20 protein-coding genes are annotated in these 20,362 nt (G+C 69.3%); 16 read left to right on the top strand and 4 right to left on the bottom strand.

Annotated features, from left to right (window positions below):
- Nucleotides 1-2: 2 nt before the first annotated feature.
- Entirely contained in the window at nucleotides 3-449 is a 447-nt protein-coding gene (locus BX604_RS16295; protein WP_098552913.1) for a type II secretion system protein N, read from the bottom strand.
- Between the two features lie 100 nt (nucleotides 450-549).
- Between BX604_RS16295 and gspG the strand changes: the two genes are divergently transcribed.
- The 8 genes from gspG to BX604_RS16335 all read left to right on the top strand — a co-directional run bounded on the left by gspG (nucleotide 550) and on the right by BX604_RS16335 (nucleotide 6,581).
- On the top strand, nucleotides 550-1,008 hold the full coding sequence (gspG, locus tag BX604_RS16300) for a type II secretion system major pseudopilin GspG (RefSeq protein WP_098552914.1): 459 nt from the start codon (nucleotides 550-552) through the stop codon (nucleotides 1,006-1,008).
- A gap of 40 nt (nucleotides 1,009-1,048) precedes the next feature.
- Nucleotides 1,049-1,606, top strand: coding sequence for a GspH/FimT family pseudopilin (locus BX604_RS16305; RefSeq protein ID WP_098551700.1), 558 nt, complete (start codon nucleotides 1,049-1,051; stop codon nucleotides 1,604-1,606).
- Entirely contained in the window at nucleotides 1,557-3,131 is a 1,575-nt protein-coding gene (gene gspL, locus BX604_RS16310; RefSeq protein WP_143748048.1) for a type II secretion system protein GspL, read from the top strand. Before BX604_RS16305 ends, gspL begins: the two co-directional genes overlap by 50 nt.
- The gene (gene gspM, locus BX604_RS16315) at nucleotides 3,095-3,607 is read left to right on the top strand and encodes a type II secretion system protein GspM (protein ID WP_098551702.1); all 513 of its coding nucleotides are present in this window, start codon (nucleotides 3,095-3,097) and stop codon (nucleotides 3,605-3,607) included. Before gspL ends, gspM begins: the two co-directional genes overlap by 37 nt.
- 168 nt (nucleotides 3,608-3,775) lie before the next feature.
- Complete coding sequence (locus tag BX604_RS16320) at nucleotides 3,776-4,507, top strand: STN domain-containing protein (RefSeq protein ID WP_098551703.1); 732 nt, start codon at nucleotides 3,776-3,778, stop codon at nucleotides 4,505-4,507.
- Between the two features lie 6 nt (nucleotides 4,508-4,513).
- Nucleotides 4,514-5,062, top strand: coding sequence for an RNA polymerase sigma factor (locus BX604_RS16325; protein WP_098551704.1), 549 nt, complete (start codon nucleotides 4,514-4,516; stop codon nucleotides 5,060-5,062).
- Between the two features lie 11 nt (nucleotides 5,063-5,073).
- Nucleotides 5,074-6,069, top strand: coding sequence for a FecR family protein (locus BX604_RS16330; RefSeq protein ID WP_098551705.1), 996 nt, complete (start codon nucleotides 5,074-5,076; stop codon nucleotides 6,067-6,069).
- A gap of 242 nt (nucleotides 6,070-6,311) precedes the next feature.
- Nucleotides 6,312-6,581, top strand: a complete 270-nt coding sequence (locus BX604_RS16335) for a FecR/PupR family sigma factor regulator (RefSeq protein ID WP_098552915.1) — start codon at nucleotides 6,312-6,314, stop codon at nucleotides 6,579-6,581.
- 185 nt (nucleotides 6,582-6,766) lie between these two features.
- Here BX604_RS16335 and BX604_RS16340 read toward each other — a convergent pair whose 3' ends face one another.
- Entirely contained in the window at nucleotides 6,767-7,597 is an 831-nt protein-coding gene (locus BX604_RS16340; RefSeq protein WP_098552916.1) for a hypothetical protein, read from the bottom strand.
- A gap of 160 nt (nucleotides 7,598-7,757) precedes the next feature.
- Between BX604_RS16340 and BX604_RS16345 the strand changes: the two genes are divergently transcribed.
- Nucleotides 7,758-9,443 (top strand): type II toxin-antitoxin system Phd/YefM family antitoxin, encoded by a 1,686-nt coding sequence (locus tag BX604_RS16345; protein ID WP_179894817.1) that lies wholly within the window; start codon nucleotides 7,758-7,760, stop codon nucleotides 9,441-9,443.
- A gap of 33 nt (nucleotides 9,444-9,476) precedes the next feature.
- Here the strand turns inward: BX604_RS16345 and gspK are convergent, their stop codons facing one another.
- The gene (gene gspK / locus BX604_RS16350; RefSeq protein WP_098551706.1) at nucleotides 9,477-10,469 is read right to left on the bottom strand and encodes a type II secretion system minor pseudopilin GspK; all 993 of its coding nucleotides are present in this window, start codon (nucleotides 10,467-10,469) and stop codon (nucleotides 9,477-9,479) included.
- 32 nt (nucleotides 10,470-10,501) lie between these two features.
- On the bottom strand, nucleotides 10,502-11,083 hold the full coding sequence (locus BX604_RS16355) for a hypothetical protein (protein ID WP_098551707.1): 582 nt from the start codon (nucleotides 11,081-11,083) through the stop codon (nucleotides 10,502-10,504).
- Between the two features lie 611 nt (nucleotides 11,084-11,694).
- Here BX604_RS16355 and BX604_RS16360 point away from each other — a divergent pair.
- The 7 genes from BX604_RS16360 to BX604_RS16390 all read left to right on the top strand — a co-directional run bounded on the left by BX604_RS16360 (nucleotide 11,695) and on the right by BX604_RS16390 (nucleotide 20,355).
- Nucleotides 11,695-12,981 carry a TIGR03032 family protein gene (locus BX604_RS16360; RefSeq protein ID WP_257146340.1) on the top strand — a complete coding sequence of 429 codons (1,287 nt, stop codon included), beginning with the start codon at nucleotides 11,695-11,697 and terminating at the stop codon, nucleotides 12,979-12,981.
- Between the two features lie 7 nt (nucleotides 12,982-12,988).
- Complete coding sequence (gene cysC / locus BX604_RS16365) at nucleotides 12,989-13,675, top strand: adenylyl-sulfate kinase (RefSeq protein ID WP_098551708.1); 687 nt, start codon at nucleotides 12,989-12,991, stop codon at nucleotides 13,673-13,675.
- A gap of 152 nt (nucleotides 13,676-13,827) precedes the next feature.
- A complete protein-coding gene (locus tag BX604_RS16370) occupies nucleotides 13,828-15,462 on the top strand; it encodes a ShlB/FhaC/HecB family hemolysin secretion/activation protein (protein WP_098551709.1) in 1,635 nt (544 codons plus the stop codon).
- A 91-nt stretch (nucleotides 15,463-15,553) separates the two neighbouring features.
- The gene (locus BX604_RS16375; RefSeq protein WP_373562424.1) at nucleotides 15,554-17,326 is read left to right on the top strand and encodes a DUF2341 domain-containing protein; all 1,773 of its coding nucleotides are present in this window, start codon (nucleotides 15,554-15,556) and stop codon (nucleotides 17,324-17,326) included.
- Between the two features lie 19 nt (nucleotides 17,327-17,345).
- Complete coding sequence (locus BX604_RS16380; protein ID WP_009687060.1) at nucleotides 17,346-17,756, top strand: ExbD/TolR family protein; 411 nt, start codon at nucleotides 17,346-17,348, stop codon at nucleotides 17,754-17,756.
- Nucleotides 17,757-17,764: 8 nt separating this feature from the next.
- Complete coding sequence (locus BX604_RS16385; protein WP_098551711.1) at nucleotides 17,765-18,463, top strand: energy transducer TonB family protein; 699 nt, start codon at nucleotides 17,765-17,767, stop codon at nucleotides 18,461-18,463.
- 83 nt (nucleotides 18,464-18,546) lie between these two features.
- Nucleotides 18,547-20,355 (top strand): putative porin, encoded by a 1,809-nt coding sequence (locus tag BX604_RS16390; protein WP_098551712.1) that lies wholly within the window; start codon nucleotides 18,547-18,549, stop codon nucleotides 20,353-20,355.
- Nucleotides 20,356-20,362 lie beyond the last annotated feature (7 nt).

Genomic DNA, 20,362 nt, shown 5'->3' on the forward strand with positions numbered 1-20,362 from the left:
GGTCAGCGCACGAACGCACCCGGATTCTGCGCGGCGGGCAGCGCGATTTCGCGCTGCAGCCCGTCGCGATCGACGACGATCGAGCGCGCGCGCACCTCGGCCAGTGTGCCGGCGTTGCCGACCGTGCTGCCGAGCCGCACGACGCGCGCGGGGTCGCCGCCGATGCTGACGATCGCGGCCGCGCGACGCGCGTCGAACGACAGGATGCCGAGCAACTGGATCGCGTGCTGCGCGTCGTCGCCGGGCGGGGTGCCGAACAGCCGCGCGCCGGCGGACACGTCGAACGGCGGCGGCACGGCGCGCGCGGGCACGGGCAGGTCGGGCGTGCGGAGCACGTGCACGGACCACGCGACGACGCCCGCGAATGCGAGGCCGGCGGCGAGCGTGGCGACGGCCGGCGCGGCGGCGGACGGAGGCGGGAAGGAGCGAAGCAGGTCGGCGGGTTTCATCGCGGTCTGACGATTGAGGGTTCGGCGGTGGAGTCGATCGGGGTTGCGGTCCGCGTTCGCGCGGCATGTCGACATTCTTTGATGCGAGGGTGAATGCATGATGACGCCATACGTTACGCACGCGCCACGGCGCGTTTCACGCCGCGCGCGACGCGGCTTCACGCTGATCGAGATCATGGTGGTGATCGCGATTCTCGGGATTCTCGCGGCGCTGATCGTGCCGAAGATCATGAGCCGTCCCGACGAGGCACGCCGGATCGCCGCGAAGCAGGACATCGGCACGATCATGCAGTCGCTGAACCTGTATCGGCTCGACAACGGCCGCTATCCGGCGCAGGAGCAGGGGCTGACCGCGCTCGTGCAGAAGCCGGCGACCGATCCGGTGCCGAACAACTGGAAGGACGGCGGCTATCTGGAACGGCTGCCGCGTGATCCGTGGGGCAACGCCTACCAGTATCTGAATCCGGGGACGCACGGTGCGATCGACGTGTTCAGCTACGGCGCGGACGGCAAACCCGGTGGCGAGGGCAACGATGCTGACATCGGCTCCTGGCAGTAGCGGCGCGCCGCGCACGGGTCGCGTGTCCGGCGCGCGCCGCATGCCGGCCGTGGCCTCGGCCACGGTCGACTGCGGTTGCCGTCGCCGCGGCCCGCAACACGCTGCCCGGCAGCGCGGGACGCAACCGCGTTTTCTCCGGCGCGCGGCGGGTTTCACGCTGCTCGAAATGCTCGTCGTGCTCGTGATTGCCGGGCTGCTCGTCGCGGTCGTCGCGCTCGCGCCGTCGCGCAACCGCCGGACCGATCTCGCGGAAGAAGCACAACGTCTCGCCAGCCTGCTCGAATCCGCCGCCGACGAGGCGCAGGTGCGCTCGCAGGCCATCGCATGGCAGCCGGTGAGCGGCGGCTACCGGTTCCTGCAGCGCACCGAAAGCGGCGCGTGGTCGCCGATGACCGACGAGTTGTTCCGCGCACGGCGCTGGAGCGCCGACGTGACAGGCGTATCAATTCGCTACACGGGCGGCGGCGGGGCGGTATCGCGCATCGTGATCGGCGACGAAAGCATCGACGTGCCGGTGACGATCACGCTGTCGTCCGACACGGTGCAGCTTGCCGTCATGTCGACCGGCATCGGCAACTACGTTGTGCGCCGGCCATGAGCGACGCGATGCGCATGCCCGCACGGCGACGGTCCTGGAGCGCGCGATGTCGAGCCTGATCGTACTGTTGCCGCCGCTCGACGTGTTCGATGCCGCGTCCTGGGCCGCGATGCCGATGCCGTATGCGCGCTTCGACGGCCGCGCGCGGCTCACGCACGCGGGCGACGCGCTGCCGCACGCATGGCCGCAGGCCGCCGTCACGGTGCTCGTGATGGCGGCGCGCGACACGTTGCTCGTCGACGTCGCGTTGCCGCCCGTCACCGGCGCGAAGTTGCGCCGGATCCTGCCGCATGCGGTCGAAGCGTTTCTGATCGACGATGTGCAGCGCTGCCATGTCGCGATCGGACCGGCAGACAAGGGGGCGTCGCTGCGGCGCGTCGCGGTGGTGGAGCACGAACGGTTTCGCGCGATGCTCGACGCGTTCGCCACCGCCGGCCATCGCCGCGTGCGTGTCGTGCCGTTGATTCATTGCCTGCCGGTTCGCGACGATGCGTCCTCCGCATCTGCGCCGCCGCCGGACGAGCACGCAAGCGACGTGACGACCGAGACGGTCACGACGACGCAAGCGGATGCCGTGACGGAAACCGCCGCGAACATCGACGCGGGCCCGGCGGACGAAGCCGACGTGCTGATCGTGCCCCGTGCGACGCCACACGACGAAGCGGATCGGGACACACACGAAGAACGGCAGTGGGTTGAACTTGCGGTGAGACAGCGCCTGTCCGGTTACGGATTCACCGCGCATGGAACGGCGCTCGATGGCGTGATTGCCGAACTGGCGCGCAGCCAGCCGGTTCGCGTGCATGCGCTGGTCGTCACGACGTACGACCACGCGCCGCACGACGGCGACTCGCGCGACGCGCAGGCCGATACCGATACCGGAAGGCCCGCTGCCCCCCATGCTGCCGCACCGGCGCGAACCGCATCGTCCGTCGCCAGTGCATTCCCGCTCGCCGCACGGACCTTGCCCTGGGAAATGCTCGCGCGCGGCGCGCTCGATTGCCCGTTCGATTTGTGCCAGTTCGAGTTCGCATCCGGTGCGCGCGCGGCGGGCATCGCGCCGGGCTGGCGTCCGTGGCGGTTCGCGCTCGGCCTCGCGGCGGCGTCGCTCGTGCTGGCGATCGCAATCGTCAACATCGACGGATACCGACTGCACGCACGCGAAAGCGCACTGAACGCGCGGATGATCGACACCATGAAAGCCGCATTCCCCGGCACGACGACCGTACTCGATCCGCACGCACAGATGCGGGCCGGGCTCGAACGGCTTCGGGGCGCGGCGGGCGAATTGCGCGCGTCCGACTATCTGGTGCTCGTGGCAGCGCTGTCGCGCGCGCTGGCGCCGATCCCGTTCGACGCGGTCGCGACGCTCGACTACCGCGACGGCACGCTCGACCTGACGTTCCGGCCGGGCACGACGCTCGATGCCGGCGCCTTGCGTCGCCGATTGCAGGCACAGGGCCTGTCCGTTCAGGAGGATGACGCGAAATGGACTCTCGGTTCCGCGCGGCCCGCGCCGCGCTGACGGCCTGGCTCGACGCACGCGCGCCGCGCGAGCGCAGGCTGCTCGCGGCGGGCGGTGCGCTCGCGCTGGCGGCATTCGGCTACACGGTGTTGTGGGAACCCGCGCAGACGAGTCGCGCGCGGATCGCCGCGCGGTTGCCCGAACTGAGCATGCAGCTTGCCGACGTCGAAGCGCAGCTCGGCGACGTGCGCCGGCTGCGCGCGGCCGCGGCGATCCGCGCGCCGGCCGGCACTGTGCTGCGCGATGCGCTGGCCGCGTCGCTCGCGAATGCGGGCATCGCCGGCGCGCGGGTGGCGGTGCTCGGCGGCGGCATCCAGGTCGATGCGAAGGGCGTGCCGTTCGCCGCATGGATGGACTGGCTCGAACGCGCGCGCCGCGAGCAGCGCGTGCGCGTCACGGCCGCGCATGCCGGCAACGACGGCAAGTCCGGCATCGCGACGGTATCGGCAACGCTGCAGCCGGCCGATGCACCGTGAGCGACGTGCGCGCGGCGCCGCCACCACACATCGCGATCCGCCATCCGGCCGCCGCTTCACCGCGCTGTCACAGTCGCTCCCGACAATCGGACGTTCGCTTGCTAAAAGGCCGGACACGGGGCCGGCCGCGTTGCGGCCACGCGTCATTCCCGATCCGGCCATCGATTCATGACACGTTTACGGGCGCCGGCCGGTGTCCTGGCGCTGGCGCTCTGCCTGATGTTCATCGCCTCCTTCGCACGCGCGCAGGAAGCGGTGCGAGGTGGCCGCCAGCCGGGCACCACCGTTCATTTCGACCTGCCGGCACAGCCGCTCGCGAAGGCGTTGCAGGATTTCGCGCGGATCAGCGAGCTGATCGTGCTCGCGCCCGCGCCGTTGCTGGAGGGGCGTACCAGCGCGCCGATCGCCGGCGATTTCCTGCCGCGCGACGCGCTCGAACGCGTGCTGGCCGGAACCGGCCTGCGAGCGGATTTCACACGGCCGGACGAGGCAATCATCGTCGCGCAACCGGCAACAGGGGACGCGGCGCCGGATGCGCCGGACGCGATGTCGGGCGGCGCGCTGCCGATCGACGGCATCGGCGATTCGGACGAACGGCGCGCGTTTGCGGGCATGCTCCAGGCGCGCCTGATCGACGCGCTGTGCGCGCTGCCGGCACTGACGCCGGGCGGCTATCGGCTCGTCGCGCAGCTGCGCATTGACGACAAGGGGGCGGTGGTGGCGGTCAACCTCGTGGCATCGAGCGGTCTTGGCGTTCGCGACGCGGCGATCCTGCGCGCGCTGCGCGTGCTGAAGCTCGACACGGCGCCGCCCGCCGGGTTGCCGCAGCCGGTGACGATCCTGCTGCGCCCGGTCGGCCGCGGCGTGCATTTCCGCTGCCCGGCGGACGCGCGAGGCTAGGCGACGATGACCGACGACACCCGCACGGGCCTCCGCAAGCGCATTGCCGCGCAGTATGCGTCGCTGGTCAGGCGTCTCGAACGTGCGACCGGCTCGAAGGACCGCGCGGCCGACGCGCTGCACGAGACCTGGCTGCGCCTCGAGAACGCGAACGTGTCGTCCCAGGTCGGCAATGCGGACGCCTATATTCTGGGGATGGCGAACAACGTCGCGATCGACCAGTACCGGCGCGAGCGTCGCCATCTTCACGAGGACGATCTCGATGGGGTGCTCGAACTGCCCGACGAGCTCGCGGATCCCGAGCGCATCGTCGCCGCGCGCCGCAAGGTCGATGCGCTGAAGGAGGTGCTGCGCGGGCTGACGCCGCGCCGCCGCGCGATCCTCGTTGCCGCGCGCGTCGACGGCCTGCTGAATCGCGAGATCGCCGAGCGCTTCGGCATTTCGCTGCGCCTCGTCGAAAGCGAGCTCAGCGCGGCGATGAAACACTGCCTTCAACGCATGCAGGACGAAGGCGATTCGTACCCGGGTTCGCGCGGCGGACCCCGTAAATTTTGAGTCTCTCGACGATGACGAAAGCCGAGCCCGATCCCGCCGACAACGCGCACGACACCGCGAGCGCGTGGCTGCTGCGGCTGCGTTCCGGGGACGCGGGCGCAGCCGATATCGACGCATTCGAACGTTGGTGTGCGGACGATCCGCAGGCCGCGCACCGGCTGCGCGATACATGGAGCACGCTGCGCACCGCGGCGGCCGAGCTCGCGCAGGAAGAACGCGCGAGCGGCGACGCATGGGCCGGGGTAGCGAGGCGCGAACGCGCGATCCGCACCGGCCGCCGTGCGTTCGTCGGGTTCGCGGTCGCGGCAGGCGCATCGTGGCTCGCGCTGCGTCCGCCGCTGGGCCTGTGGCCGTCGCTCGGCGAACTGGCCGCGGACTACCGCACCGGTACGGGTGAACAGCGCCAGATCGCGCTGTCGTCGCGCGTGACGGTCGAAATGAACACGCAGACGCGGCTCGACGTGATCGCGACGCAGGCCGAGCGCGGCGTCGAACTGGTGGCCGGCGAGGCCGAAATTGACGCGCCGCCGGCCGTCGCCGGCCGTGCCGGCGCGCTGCAGCCGGTGACCGTCGTCGCCGGCCGCGGCCGGCTGCAGGCGGAGGTTGCCCGCTTCAACGTGCGCCGCATCGACGACCAGGTGTGCGTGACCTGCCTGTCCGGCACGGTCGCGCTCGATCATCCGGGCGGACGGCGCGCGCTCGGCGCGAACGAGCAGGTGACCTACGACGACCGGCGCGTGCAGCCGGTCGCGCGCATCGATCCGGGCGCCGTCACCGCGTGGCGCCGCGGCATGCTCGTGTTCAACGGCGTGCCGCTCTCCGACGTGATCGACGAGATCAACCGCTATCGCCGCGGCAAGGTCGTGCTGCGCAACGCGTCGCTCGGCGCGAACCGGATGCAGGCGCAGTTTCCGATCAACCGGCTGGACGACGTGATCGACATGCTCGGCCATCTGTACGGCGCGCACGTGACGCGGCTGCCCGGCAACATCGTGCTGCTGAGTTGAGCTGAGCGCCGCCGCGCGGTCCGCCGCGCGCCTGCCTGATTTCCATTGACGCCGCGACCCGCCGCCGTGCGGGTTCTGCGCGCCCGATCCGACTTGATCCTTGAGGGCCGGCAAACGGCCGGCTGCGGCGTCGCGGCCGGGCAGCGCGTCGCCGGTCCCGGAGCGGGTGTGGCAAAGCGCCCCGGGCGCGTTTATCCGCGCGGGGAGGTCGGGTGCATTGGGCTTCGGGCGGCGACGTGATCATGACGATATCGAAACCGGACATTCGGGGGCGGCGCGCGCAGGACGCGGACGACGCGATCCGCGAAGGCGCGATTCGCTGGCTGCTGTGGCTGCGCAACGGCGACGTGGTCGCACGAGAACTCGACGCGTTCGAGTGCTGGTGCGCGCAGAGCATCGAGCATGCGGTGGCCGTCTACGACGTGATGTGGCTCTGGGCGATGCTCGGCATGCTCGGCGCGACGGAGCCCGACGGCGCGACGGAGCCGGACGGCACACCGCTCGTGCACTGACGGGCGGCAGCGCCGCCGCGCAGAGCGCATCGAAAGAAAGTCTGCGGGTTACGTGAGCCCGCTTCGACCTTGTTTACGAGGGCCGTGCAGCGAAGACCGGCGGCCGGCGCACCTGGCCGGCTGCCGGATCGACGCGCGTGGCAGCAGCCGGCGAGCGCCGGCGGGGGGGGCCGACACCGGCGCGATCAGTTCGACGCCGGGCCGTCGTCGTGCGCGCTGGCGCGCGCGGCGGCCCAGGCGGCGTCGAGCGGGTCGCCGGCACTGCGGTGCGGTTCGAGCAGAAACGGAAAGCGTTCGACGAACGGTGCGGATTCCTGCAACGCCACGATATGGTTGACCATCCATTGCAACAGATCGCTGCCGTGCCGGACCTGCGCCGCGCGCCAGTCCGGCATGCCGGCGAACAGCGCCGAGAACGCGGCCCAGCGCGACGGCCGGTCGTTGTCGCCGGGCCGGAAATAGGTGTTCAGGCACACGTCGTCGCTCGCGGTCAGCGCACCGACGAACAGCCCGCGCGCGGTCGGCACCGCGAGCTGCCGCCAGTGTTCGGCGAGTGCGAGCGAACGCACCACGCGCGCGAGCACGAACGCGACACGCGTTTCGTGCTCGATCGCCGCGAGCGTCAGCGTGCCGTTGCGCTGCATGCAGCGCGCGACCGCGTGCGGCCGGATCACGCTCGTCGCGAAACTGCGCAGCACGAGATCAGGCACCGTCAACTGCAACTGGAACTCCCGCAGCCCGTGCTCGGCACTCATCGTCGAGAAATTGACGAACAAGCCTTCGCACGCGCCGAGCGCGCCGACATACGGTTCGAGCCCGAGCCGCGCGAGCCGTGGCGCGATCTGGCGCGCGAGCAGGCGCATCAGGTTGCGGCGGTTTCGCTCGCCGGCATAGGTATCAATGCCGTTCGCGATGATGTCGCCGATTTCCCCGCGCCGCGCGTCGGCGACGAGGCGCGGCGAGCGGCTCAGGTCCAGCCGGGCGCGGCCGTGTGCCACGCGGGGGTCTACATACATGCCGGGGCCTTGTACGTGCGTTGCGTGCGGATCGGTGCGCACGTGCGCGGCGATCCGTTCGGAAGCGATGCTCGGGCACCCGGGGCGGCACGTCAAGTGCGGCGGTCGCGTCGGGCGGCTGCCCAATCCACAACGATGAGGTGATCAGGTGATACGCACGGTGTTGGAACGCTTTGTCGAACACAGCCCGATGGCGATCATGACGCGGCTCGTGATGCAGGGCGCGATCCACGACGAGTGGCTCGACGCGGGCGTCGACCTGGACGACGAGCCGGACGGCGAGCAGATCCGCGAGGCGGTGTTCGCGTGCGTGGTCGATGTGCTCGTCGCGCTCGCGGCCGGCGCGGGGCACGCGAACGGCCAGCCGGCCGCGCCGGTGGCGATCTCGCCCGCGTTCGCGCCGGCCGTCACCGCGCTGCACGACCGGATGAGCCGGTTGCGCGCCGGCTGGGGGCGCATGCTCGTGAAGGACAGCGTCGACCTGCTGTTGCCGCTGACGACGCCGCATGGCGCCAGCGGCCCGGCCGCCGGCTGGCGGTTGCGCGTGCTCGACGGCGGCCGTCTGCCGGCGGGCCTGGCCTGTGCGCCCGGGCCCGCCGGCTGCACGCACGGCGCCGCACTATCGGCCGACGGCGCGCTGCCCGTCTACGATCCGGATCTCGGCATGATCGTCGATCTAGTGCCGTACGAACGGAGCCGCATGCACGAGCGCGCGTTCGCCTCCGGGCTGTTCGCCGCGGCGCAGCCGGGCGAACTGTGGATCGTCGACGGCCGCTTCAATACGGCCGCGATCCTGTCCGGCTGGCCGCGCCGGGGCGGCGCGCTGATCGTGCGCGAGCACGGCTGCACGCCCGGGTGGCGGCCGCTCGATGCGCCGCGCGAATGCGGGGCGCTCGACGGCGGCCATGTGTACGAACAGGCGGTCGAGATGCCGGGCGACGGCGGCTCGGTCGGTACGTTCCGGCGCATCGAATGGCGGCCCGACGACGCGGTGGCTGCTACGACGCCGGCGGCGAGCGTGCTGACGAACGCGCCGGCCGCGCAGTTCGACGCGGCGCACGTGATGCGGCTGGCGCGCCGACGCTGGCGCGATGCGCAGCCGCTGCCCGTCGAGACGGTGCTCGACGACGGGCCGCTCGCGAACGTGCCGGCGCGTGCGGTGCTGCTCGCGCGCGGGATCGCGGCGGTCGCGTACAACGTGTACGGCGTGATGGCACGCGCGGTGCAGGCCGCGCTCGATCTCGACGCGCGCGACGTCGACCGGCTGCCGTCGCATATCGCGACCGGCGTGCGCATGGCCTACGCCGGCATGATGATCGCGCTGCCGCCCGCGTGGTGGCGGCGCTACGACCAGTTGCCGGCGACGGCGCTCGGCGAGGCCGTGCGGCTGCTCGCGGGTCACGTCGATCCGCGCAGCGAGCGCCGCCGGCGTCGCGAGAGCCGGTTGACGGTGAAGTCGCAGGCGCTGCTGCGCGCGGCGGCGGTCGACGGGCTGCTGCACGACGAAGGCGACGACGCGACGTCGAACGTCTTCAGCCTGCGCACGATCGCGATGGCGACGCGCGACTTCAGCAGCAATCCGTCGAAGGCGCTGCGCCATGCGAGCGAGGCGCTCGTGATGGTCACGAAATACAACCGGCCGATCGCGCTGCTGGTGTCGATCGAGGACTGGAACCGGCTGCTCGGCGAAGTACGCGAGACGAGCGTGCGGCGGCTGTCGCTGGATTATGCGGAGGCGGTTCATATCGAAGCGCCCCATGCCGGCGCGGTCCATGCGGAAGCCGCGCAGCGCACGTCGGCAGCGGTGCTCGGCGAGTTGCCGCTGACCGGGCGCCGCATCGCGTAGCCGCCGCGCCGGATCGCGCCCCGGCGCGGCCGGTCAGCCCGCGAGCCGGTGCACCCAGATCACCGACGTCCACGCGAAGTCGCCGATCCCGTAGCGCGCGATCAGCGTGTCGATCCGCGCGTTGACGCGCGCCGAGTGGATCCGGCAATGGACGATGAAGTACCCGCTGTCGACGCCGGCAAGCGCGCCTTCCGGCAGCGTCGCATTGCTCTGCAGCGGCGCGAGGATGTTCGCGACATCGCCGGTATTGACGAAATACGCGGTGTTGCGCCGGTCGACGAGCCGCTGTGCCTGGCTGCGCGACAGCGTGGGGATCGCCGCGACGAGCACCGGCTCGGGCGCGGTGTTCACGTTGACGTTCGTCAGGTCGGGCAGCACCGTCACGACTGGCGTGAGCGTCGCGATCGCGCGTGCGTCGTAGCCGGGAATCCGCGCGAGGTCGTCCGCGGTGACGAGCTGCAGCGGCCAGCCGCCCGGGCCGGCCGCGTCGCGCAGCGAGCGCAGCATGTAGTCGGCGGTGCGCTCCGCGAGCGCTGGATCCAGCGACAGTTCGCCGAGCAGCCGGCGATAGGCGAGCACGCCGTTTCCGTTGACCTGCCAGGGCTTGCCCGGCGCGCTGCGTGCGACGAGATTCGTCAGGTTGAAGCGCGCCTGCGCATCCTCGACGTGCCCGGAGATCCATGCGCGCGCGAGTTCGGCATTCAGCGCGGCGGCATCCGGCGGCAGGAAGTCGCCGAGCTGCACGTCGCGAACCGGTGCCGACCACGTCTGGCCCATCACCGTGACGGTCGACGTCGCGCTCTGCGCGCGCAGCAGCGCGCGCGCCCATTCGACGGCCGCCCGTTCGGCCCACATCGTCTGCGTCGCGAGGCGCTGGTTCTCGACATCGCGCGTCGCGACCTGCTGGCGCCACAGCACGCTCGCGGCGAGCGTCGCCGCCAGCGCAACGACGAGCAGCACCGTGATGAGCGCGATGCCGCGCGAGTGCGACGGAAAGCGCATGCGAAGCGGAGCGGGTCGAGGCATGGTCGTGTTCCTGGATGCGAGGCGCGCGGCCGTCAGGCTTCGAACGCCAGCCACGCATGCAGCATGCTGGCATGCGCGGATGACGAGAATCCGAATCCCGCGACGAGCGCCGCGACCCACGCGGCGAGCGACGCGTCGCGCGGCCCGCCGGTCGACCACGCGAGCGGGCCGATCAGCGCCGAGATCGCGTCCGCGCGCCACAGCAGCAGCGCGAACAGCACGCACGCGAGCGTCATGGCGACGCCGAAGCAGTGCGCGGCGACCGCGCGACGGCTGGTGAACGGCGTGCGGTGATGATGCTGGTTCGCGGCGACGATCGCGATACCGTTCGCGATCGGCACGATGGCCATCGCCGCGGCCCAGAAGAACGGCTGGTCGCTCGACGGGTTGATCAGCAGCAGCGTGCCGATCGACCAGAATGGCGGCGCGAGCATCGTCATCGCGACCCACGACAGCAGCTGCCAGCGCAGCCACGGCCCGCGCCAGCGCAATGCGCGTGCGTGCGGCATCGCGCGGGCGCGGCCGGCACCGCGCACGCGGTTGCCCGCGGCGCCCGCCTGTGCGGCGGTCCGCATCCCGGCCAGCCAGCGCCTGAGTATCGTCGCGATCGACATCGTGTCACCGTAGGTGTGCCCGTTACATTCACCAAGACGTTCGGCCGGCCGCTATCCCGCAGGAATCGCGGCGGGATCGCCGGACGCCGGCCGATCCGGATGAAAGTTCCGTTCAATGTCATAAAAAGTTACCTGTTCGAAGCCGACGATGAGCTAATTGCCGTACGGAATACGTAAGTTTTGCCGCTTCCGGCAGCATGCCGGCGGGCGGCCGACGTGTATCGGTGGCACCGGTGAGCGGCAGGGCGGCGCGCGTGCGTGAGAGGGTGCGACGTGTCAGGTTCCGTGTTGCCCATCGAGCGGCGGTCGACACCCGCATCACTGACGTCGAGTGACGGCGCGATGATCGACGCGCGCCAGCCGATGGACAGGCCGATGCGTCCGGTTCGCGCGACGCGCCATCTCGTCCCTGGTTTCATTGCGTGCGCGAGCGGCGCGGCCGCCGCGCAGCGGCTTCCCTGACGTGCATTTCCTCTCCCGAAGCATCGTGATCGCACCTTCCGCGACGAGGTGGCCGACTGCGCTGCCGGCCGCTCGGCGGTGAATTGCAAAAAAATGTGCGGCAATGCGCAAGTCGTTGCGTCTAGGTAGGTGTGAGCTGGATTCGGGGAGTGCGCTTCGATGTGCAACGCGACCCGGGTGCGGACGCAACGAACCGCGATGCGACGTGCGCAAGGCCGATCGGCCGTCGTCGCGAGCGGCGCGCAACCAACGGGTACATCGACGTGGAACAGTTCGACAACAGTCGCTCGACGAGCGAATCCGCAACGCAGCAGGCTGTCACGACCTCGACGCAGCCCGACGGACGCGCCGATCTCGACGCGCCGTACATCAACCTGCGCGATACCGGCCGCTTCCTCGACGTGCTCGCGTCGCTGCGCTGCTCGCTCGCGATCAGCCGCCGCCCGTCGGGCGTCGCGCTGGTCGGCGTCGACGACGGCATTCCGACGCTGTCCGCCTGCCTGCTGCCGCGCTCGATGGGCATGGCGGTCGCCGGCAACCGGCTCGCCATCGCGACGACGCACGAGCTGATGGTGTTCGCGAACGTGTCGACGCTCGCACCGGAATATCCGCCGCGCCCCGCCCATTACGACGCGATGTTCGTCCCGCGCATGTCCTATTACACCGGCGATCTCGATCTGCACGACATGGCGTTCGACAAGCAGGTGGTGCTCGCGGTCAACACGCGCTACTCGTGCATCTGCGTGATTGACGGTTACTTCAATTTCACGCCGATCTGGCAACCGCCGTTTGTCACCGCAATGGCGCCCGACGATCGCTGCCACCTGAACGGGATGGCATTCAGCGAAGGCAAGGTGCGTTATGCGACCGCGCTCGGGCAAAGCGATGCGCCGTTCGGCTGGCGCAAGAACATGGCCGGCGGCGGCATCGTGATGGAAGTGCCGTCGGGCCGGATCGTCGCATCCGGGCTGTCGATGCCGCATTCGCCCCGCGTGATCGGCGGCCGGCTGCATGTGCTGGAAGGCGGGCGTGGCCAGGTGCTGCAGATTGATCCGCAGACGGGCGCGATCCATGTGCTCGCGACGCTGCCGGGCTTCACGCACGGGCTCGCCGAGTACGGCGGTGTGCTGTTCGTCGGCCTGTCGAAGCTGCGCGACAAGCGCGGGCCGCAGGGCCTGCCGATCGAGAGCGGGCAGGAACCGCTCGTCGCTGGCGTCGCCGCGCTCGATGCCGGCAGCGGCGAAGTGCTCGGGATCCTCCAGTTCTTCAACGGCGTCGATGAGGTGTTCGACGTGCAGGTGCTGCCGAACGTGCGGCGCGGCGAGATTCTCGGCCCGCGCGAATGGAACGACACGCCGTCGATCGCGACGATGCACGGCGGGTTCTGGCAAACGCGTCCGCGCGAAGCGGACGAGCCGGCCGCGACCGGTCGGTGAGCGCGCGATGAACAGTCGTTCTTGCGGGTTATCCCTGCCGGTTCCGTCTTTGTCGGTAGGGGCTGCCGATCGGGCATCCGATGACGACGCGGCGCCGTCGGAGACGCGCGGGCATGCACCGGCGTTCGCGGGCACGGGCGGTGGCGTGCTGTGGTTGACCGGGTTGCCGGGCGCCGGCAAGACGACGCTTGCCCAGACGCTCGTCGTGCGGCTGCGCCAGCGCGGCACGCTGGCGGTGGTGCTCGACGGCGACCGGTTGCGCAATGGCATGAATCGCGACCTCGGGTTTTCGGAGCGCGACCGGTTCGAGAACGTGCGGCGCACTGCCGAGGTTGCCGCGCTGTTCGCCGAAACGGGCTTCGTCGTGATTGTCGCGATGATCTCGCCGCGTGCGGCGATGCGCGAGCAGGCCCGCGTGGTGATCGGCGACGTGTTTCGCGAAGTGCATGTGAGTGCGCCCGTCGAAGTGTGCGCGGCGCGCGATCCGAAGGGCCTGTATGCGAAGGCGTATCGCGGCGAGCTGCCGGAATTCACCGGTGTGTCGGCGCCGTACGACGCGCCGGCGAACGCGGCGCTCGTGCTGGACACCGCGAGCGATTCGATCGGTGCGTGCATCGATGCGCTGCTGCGGCTCGCGGCCGACGCGTTCGGTCGCGGCCTCGAATTGGCGACGGCAGTGCACGGGAAGCGCTGACCGAAGCAGGCACGGTGAAGGATGAAGGTTTGATCGATATATTAAGGATGACTGATGGTAAGTCATCAAACTGAAACAGGGCTTTGATAGCGGGCAGGCCGAATGGCGGCCTGCCTGCCCAGCGGGATTCGGAACAACAAGGGGAAGGGCGCATGCCGCCGAGAGTAGACCGTAAATCACACGACCAGCGGCGACGACGCCGGTGCCTGGCCGGCGTTGCGCTGGTCGGCGGGCTGAGCCTCGCGTCCGGCGCGCGTGCGCAGGACGCCGCGCCCGATGCGAAAACCGCGCAGGGCGCGCCGCGCACGTTCGACGTCAACGAGTTCATCGTGCGCGGCAACACGACGCTGCCGTCCATCGAGATCGAGAAGGCCGTCTATCCGTTCGAAGGGCCGGGCCGCACGCTCGCCGACGTGAACGCGGCGCGCGACGCGCTGCAAAAGGCGTATCAGGACCGCGGCTATCAGTCGGTCGTCGTCGAGCTGCCGCAGCAGCAGGTGAAGAACGGCGTGATCCTGCTGCAAGTCGTCGAGGCCAAGGTGGGCCGCTTGCGTGTCGACGGCGCGCAATACAACTCGCCGCAGAAGATTCGCGACGCCGTGCCCGCGCTCGCGGAAGGCGCGGTGCCGGATTTCAATCAGGCGCAGCAGCAGTTGACCGACCTGAACCGCTCGGCCGACCGGCAGGTGATTCCGGTATTGAAGCCGGGCACGCTGCCGCAGACCGTCGACGTCGACCTGAAGGTCGACGATCACAGCCCGCTGCACGGCTCGCTCGAGCTGAACAACGACAACAGCCCCGGCACGTCGACGCTGCGCACCACGGCAAGCGTCAGCTATTCGAACCTGTGGCAGCTCGGTCACGTGATATCGGGCACCTACGTGCTGGCGCCGCAGCATCCGACCGACGCGCGCGTCTACTCGTTCTCGTATCTCGCGCCGCTGAAGGACACGCACTGGAGCCTGCTCGCGACGATCGTGCATTCAGACAGCAACGTCGCATCGGTCGGCGGCACCAACGTGCTCGGCAAGGGCACGACCTACGGCTTCACCGCGATCTATGCGCTGCCGTCGTCGGACACGTACGCGCATTCGGTCAGCGTCGAGATCGATCGCAAGCACTACGACGAAAACGTGAGCCTCGCGGGGCAGACGTCCACCGCGCCGCTCACCTACGTGCCGGTCACGTTTGCGTACAACGGCCAGTTGAGCCTGCAGCAGTCGCAGACGTCGTTCTCCGCGTCGCTGACGACGAACATCCGCGGGCTCGGCAGCGACTGGGGCGCGTGGGACAACAAGCGCTACAACGCCACGCCGGATTTCCTCTACGGGAAATTCGACGTGAACCACACGCAGCGCTTCAAGAACGACATGCAGGCGAACGCGCACGTGAGCGCGCAGATCTCGAACTCGCCGCTCGTGTCGAGCGAGCAGTTCGCCGCCGGCGGGATGAACAGCGTGCGCGGCTACATGCAGGCCGAAGACACGGCCGACAGCGGCGTGATCGGCTCGCTCGAAGTGAGAAGCCCGTCGCTCGCGAAATATCTCGGCGGCCGCGTGAACGAATGGCGCTTCCATGCGTTCGTCGATGCCGCGCATCTGTGGCTGCTGAGCCCGCTGCCGGAGCAAACGTCGAGCTTCAACCTGCTGAGCGTCGGCGTCGGCACGCGGCTGCAGCTGTTCAAGTATGCGAGTGCGGACTTCGAGGCGGGTTGGCCGCTGAAGGCCGGCGTCTATACGAAGCAATACAGCCCCAGGTTCGATTTCTACGTGCGGCTGGGGTTCTGACCTGACGGATTTTTGATCGGACGGGTCCCGCGCCGAGCGCCGGGATCGTTCATACCGGGAGTGGATCGTGAAGCGAGTCTTGTTTTTACTGATGGCGGTGATGCTGGGCGTGCTGCCCGGCATTGCGAACGCGTGGTGGCAGAACGACTGGTCGTACCGGAAGGCCATCACGATCGATGCCGGACCGAAGGGCGCGAACCTGACGGAATCGGCCGGCCGCGTGCCGCTGCTCATTCGCCTGCATTCGGGCAACTTCCAGTTCGACGGCGTCGCCGACAACGGCGCGGATATCCGCTTCGTCGCGGCCGACGACAAGACCCCGCTCAATTACCACATCGAGCAGTACGACGCGATGCTGGGCGTCGCGCTGATCTGGGTCGACATTCCGCAGATGCCGGCCGGTACCGCGCAATCGATCTGGATGTACTACGGCAACAAGAAAGCGCCGGACGGCGGCAAGCCGGCCGAGACCTTCGATGCGGACTACACGCTCGTCTATCACTTCAACGGTGCGTCGGGCGTGCCGCCGAAGGACGCGACCGCATACGGCAACAACGCGCAAAACGCGCCGTTCAAGACCGTCGAGGACGGCATCGTCGGCAAGGGTGCGCAGTTCGACGGCAGCAGCGCGCTGACGCTGCCGGCCAGCCCGTCGCTGAACGTCGCGGCAGGCGGCAGCTTCACGTTCAGCGCGTGGGTGAAACCTTCGGCGCTCGCACCGAACGCGCTGCTCTACAGCCGCCGTGACGGCGCGAATGCGCTGCTGATCGGTCTCGACAACGGCGTGCCGTTCGCGGAAATCGACGGCGGCGCGGCACCGGTGCGCGCACCCGGCACGACACCGGTCGTGGCGAACCAGTGGACCTATCTCGCGGTGACGGCCGACGGCAAGAACCTGACCGTCTATGCGAACGGCAAGCAGGTCGCGCAAGTGGCCGCGACGCTGCCGGCGCTGACGGGCGCGGCGGCGGTCGGCGCCGACGTCGCCGGCGCGCCGGCCGGCTTCGCCGGTTATACGGGCGCGATCGACGAACTGCGACTGTCGAAGATCGCGCGCTCGCCGCTCGCGATCGCGGTCGACACGCTCGCGCAGGGCTCCGAATCGAAGCTCGTCGCGTACGGCAACGACGAGAAGCAGTCGGGCTTCGGTTTCGGCTACTTCGGCGTGATCGTGCAGTCGGTGACGGTCGATGCGTGGGTCGTGATCGCGATCCTGCTCGGCATGGCGGTCGTGTCGTGGGTCGTGATGTGGACGAAGGCGCGCTATGTCGGCACCGTCGACAAGGCGAACCAGTATTTCGTGCAGCGCTTTCGCGAAGTGGCGGGGCGCCACCTGGTCGGCCTCGCGCACGTCGAGGAGGCGAGCACCGAAGGGCGCCGCTTGTACCAGTCGTCGCTGTACCGGCTCTACAAGGCCGGCGTGCATGAAATCCACAGCCGGATGGACGGCAACGGCCGCACGGTGATCACGAGCGAGTCGATCGAGGCGATCCGCGCGTCGATGGACGCCACGCTCGTGCGCGAGAACCAGCGGCTTTCCAAGTCGATGGTACTGCTGACGATCGCGATCTCGGGCGGCCCGTTTCTCGGCCTGCTCGGTACGGTGGTCGGCGTGATGATCACGTTCGCGGCGATCGCCGCGGCCGGCGACGTGAACGTGAACGCGATCGCACCGGGTATCGCGGCCGCGCTGCTGGCGACCGTCACGGGCCTGTTCGTCGCGATTCCCGCGCTGTTTGGCTACAACTATCTGCTGATCCGCAACAAAAACGTGACCGCGAACATGCAGGTGTTCGTCGACGAATTCGTCACGCGCCTCGCCGAAGCGCACCGCACGCCGGATCACGCGGTGCTGGCCGACTGAACGCACGCAGGAGACCACCATGCAGGTTCAGGACGACGACAAGCCGTACGACGACATCAACATCACGCCGATGCTCGACCTCGCGTACGTGCTGCTGATCATCTTCATCATCATGACGACCGCGTCGGTGCAGGGCATCAAGGTCGATCTGCCTAAGGCGAGCTCGTCCGCGAGTCTCGCGAAGCCGAAGACCAAGGCGATTACGGTCGCGGATTCGGGGCAGATCTTCCTCGACGCGTATCCGGTCACGATGGACGAGCTCGAAAGCCGGTTGCGTACCGAGAAGGCGACCAGCCCCGAGTTCCCGATCGTGCTGAAAGGCGACGCGGCGGTGCAGTACCAGCGCGTGATGGACGTGCTCGACCTGCTGCGGCGTCTCGACCTGTCGCAGGTCGGGCTCGTGACCGGCAAGTCGAAACAGGGCGGCTAGGAACGGCGATGGAAATGACCTACAACGGCGGCTCGCCTGACAAGGGCCCGGGCCGCTACGTGAAGCCGGTCGTGATTGCGCTCGTGCTCGCGGCGATCGCGGCGCTGATCTGGCATTTCGCGAGCGATACCGCGGGCGTGAAGCGCGCGAGCGCACCGCAGGTGACGACGGTGATTCCGCTGCCGCCGCCACCGCCGCCGCCGAAACAGAAGCCGCCGCCCGAGAAGGTGAAGGAGGAGGTGAAGACGCCGGTCGACAAGCCGACCGTCGCGCCGAAGCCGTCCGAGGCGCCGAAGCCGTCGGACAACCAGCCGAAGCAGATGACGATGAACGCGCCCGCGCAGGCCGGCACGGACAGCTTCAACATCGGCGCGGGCGATGGCTCGGGAATGGTCGGCAGCGGCGGCGGTGGCCGGTTCGGCAACGCGAGCTACGCGCAATACATGGTCTACGTGCTGCAGCGCGCGATCGAGCAGGACAAGGGCGTGCAGGACGCGGGCGGTGCGCGTTTCGCGGGCAGCCTGAACCTGTGGATGGATCCGTCGGGGCATATCACGAAGGTCACGATCGCGCAGTCGACCGGCGACGCGAAGATCGACGCGGCCGTGATCGCGGCGGTCGAGTCGCTCGGCAGGGTCGACGAGGCGCCGCCGCCCGCGACCGCGTATCCGGTGCTCGTCAGGTTGCAGGGCCGCAAGCCCGCCTGACGGCGCGCGGCGAACACGTCATGGGGCAGGTCCGACGCTCGGACGCTGCCGGAAGAAGAACAGTCATTGTTCGGAGTGCTTTGATGATGCAAAAGATGAACGGACGGGGTGGGGTTCCCCGCAGCGGGGCGACGCCCCATCGACTGTCGCGCGTCGGCGCGGCGGCGCTGACGCTCGGGCTGACGTGCGCGTCCGCGAGCCATGCGCAGTCGCTCGAGACGCAGGCGGCGACCGGCAAGGCCGCGCCGACCGAGAGCGTGGTGGTCAACCTGATCAACCTGCTGGTCAAGCGCGGCGTGCTCACGCAGCAGAGCGCGAGCGAGCTGATCAGCGAAGCGCGCACGGAAGCCGTGCAGGCGAGGACGGCACGCGCGCCTGGCGCGGTGGGCGGCGCCGCGGTCGTCAACGCGCCGACGCAGCCGGGCGACGTGTCGGTGCCGTACGTGCCGCAGGTGGTGCGCGACCAGATCCGCGACCAGGTGAAGCAGGAAGTGATCGCGCAGGCGAAGTCCGAGAACTGGGCGCAGCCGAACACGTTCCCCGACTGGGTGTCGCGCATCAAGATCGACGGCGACATGCGCGTGCGCGACGAATATCACTTCTACGGCAGCCGCAACACGAACGGCGTGACGAATTTCGCGGCGATCAACCAGGGTGGCGGGTTCGACGTGAACTCGAATACCAACCTGACACAGCTCCCGACCCAGAACACCACGCAGAACCGCAACAACCTGCTGCGCTACCGTGCGCGGCTCGGCGTGACGGCGACGCTGTCCGACGACATGATCGCCGGCCTCCAGCTCGCGAGCGGCAACGACAACGGCCCGGTTTCCACCACGGGCACGGCCGGCGGCGGCTGGGGCAAGAAGAACATCTGGCTGAACAAGGCGTTCTTCGCGTACCGGGCGTCGCCGTGGCTGAACCTGACGGCCGGCCGCTTCGACAATCCGTTCTTCAAGTCCGACCTGGTGTTTGCCGACGACCTGATGATGGACGGACTCGCCGCGAACCTGCGCCATGCGCTGCCGTGGAATCCGGACGTCACGCTGTTCGGCACGCTCGGCGTGTTCCCGATCCAGTACACGAGCGAGAACTTCCCGTCCAACAGCACCGACAAGGCCGGCAGCGACACGAAGTGGATGTTCGGCGCGCAGTTCGGCGCGGAGTGGAAGATCGACGCGAAGAACCGCCTGAAGGGCGCGGTCGCGTACTACGACTTCCAGAACATGCGCGGCACGCTGTCGTCACCGTGCGCGCTGGGGCAGGGCCCGACGAGCTGCAGCACCGACAACGAGGCGCCCACCTTCATGCAGGGCGGCAACACGCTGATCGCGCTGCGCAACATCGTGCAGAACCCGCAGCTCGCGCCGGGGATGACGCCGCAGCCGCAACTGTTCGGGCTCGCGTACAACTACCGGCTGCTCGACCTGAAGGCGCAGTGGGACACCGTCGTCGCCGACCGCTTCAAGCTGAGGCTCGACGGCGAGTACGTGCGCAACCTCGCATACAACGACAACAAGGCGTTCGCGGCCGCGTCGCTGCCGGTCAACAACTACGAATCGACGTCGATCAACGCGACGCGTGCCGATTATCGCAGCGGCCCGAACGGTTTCCTCGCGAAGGCGACGATCGGCGAGCCGGAGCTGCGCGAGAAGGGCCAGTGGAATTTCTCGGTTGCGTACAAGTACCTGCAGCCGGACGCCGTGCTCGACGCATTCAACGATCCGGACTTCCATCTTGGCGGCACCAACGCGCGCGGCTACGTGCTCGGCGCCGCGTATGCGGTCGCGCGCGACACGTGGGTGTCGGCCCGCTACCTGAGCTCGAAGGAAGTGTACGGGCCGCCGGTCTCGATCGACGTGCTGCAGCTCGAGCTCAACGCTCGCTTCTGATGGAGTG

The organism is Burkholderia sp. JKS000303 (assembly GCF_002563755.1).
Lineage (GTDB): Bacteria > Pseudomonadota > Gammaproteobacteria > Burkholderiales > Burkholderiaceae > Burkholderia > Burkholderia anthina_B.

Excerpts from the sequence above, each read along its gene's own strand:
- BX604_RS16380 (WP_009687060.1), top strand. The coding sequence starts at position 17,346 with ATGCAGGTTCAGGACGACGACAAGCCGTACGACGACATCAACATCACG.
- cysC (WP_098551708.1), top strand. The coding sequence starts at position 12,989 with ATGAACAGTCGTTCTTGCGGGTTATCCCTGCCGGTTCCGTCTTTGTCG.
- BX604_RS16370 (WP_098551709.1), top strand. The coding sequence starts at position 13,828 with ATGCCGCCGAGAGTAGACCGTAAATCACACGACCAGCGGCGACGACGC.
- BX604_RS16375 (WP_373562424.1), top strand. The coding sequence starts at position 15,554 with ATGGCGGTGATGCTGGGCGTGCTGCCCGGCATTGCGAACGCGTGGTGG.
- BX604_RS16295 (WP_098552913.1), bottom strand. The coding sequence starts at position 449 with ATGAAACCCGCCGACCTGCTTCGCTCCTTCCCGCCTCCGTCCGCCGCC.
- BX604_RS16390 (WP_098551712.1), top strand. The coding sequence starts at position 18,547 with ATGATGCAAAAGATGAACGGACGGGGTGGGGTTCCCCGCAGCGGGGCG.
- BX604_RS16330 (WP_098551705.1), top strand. The coding sequence starts at position 5,074 with ATGACGAAAGCCGAGCCCGATCCCGCCGACAACGCGCACGACACCGCG.
- BX604_RS16335 (WP_098552915.1), top strand. The coding sequence starts at position 6,312 with ATGACGATATCGAAACCGGACATTCGGGGGCGGCGCGCGCAGGACGCG.
- BX604_RS16325 (WP_098551704.1), top strand. The coding sequence starts at position 4,514 with ATGACCGACGACACCCGCACGGGCCTCCGCAAGCGCATTGCCGCGCAG.
- gspK (WP_098551706.1), bottom strand. The coding sequence starts at position 10,469 with ATGCCTCGACCCGCTCCGCTTCGCATGCGCTTTCCGTCGCACTCGCGC.
- BX604_RS16340 (WP_098552916.1), bottom strand. The coding sequence starts at position 7,597 with ATGTATGTAGACCCCCGCGTGGCACACGGCCGCGCCCGGCTGGACCTG.
- BX604_RS16385 (WP_098551711.1), top strand. The coding sequence starts at position 17,765 with ATGGAAATGACCTACAACGGCGGCTCGCCTGACAAGGGCCCGGGCCGC.
- gspM (WP_098551702.1), top strand. The coding sequence starts at position 3,095 with ATGGACTCTCGGTTCCGCGCGGCCCGCGCCGCGCTGACGGCCTGGCTC.
- gspG (WP_098552914.1), top strand. The coding sequence starts at position 550 with ATGACGCCATACGTTACGCACGCGCCACGGCGCGTTTCACGCCGCGCG.
- BX604_RS16320 (WP_098551703.1), top strand. The coding sequence starts at position 3,776 with ATGACACGTTTACGGGCGCCGGCCGGTGTCCTGGCGCTGGCGCTCTGC.
- BX604_RS16355 (WP_098551707.1), bottom strand. The coding sequence starts at position 11,083 with ATGTCGATCGCGACGATACTCAGGCGCTGGCTGGCCGGGATGCGGACC.
- BX604_RS16305 (WP_098551700.1), top strand. The coding sequence starts at position 1,049 with ATGCCGGCCGTGGCCTCGGCCACGGTCGACTGCGGTTGCCGTCGCCGC.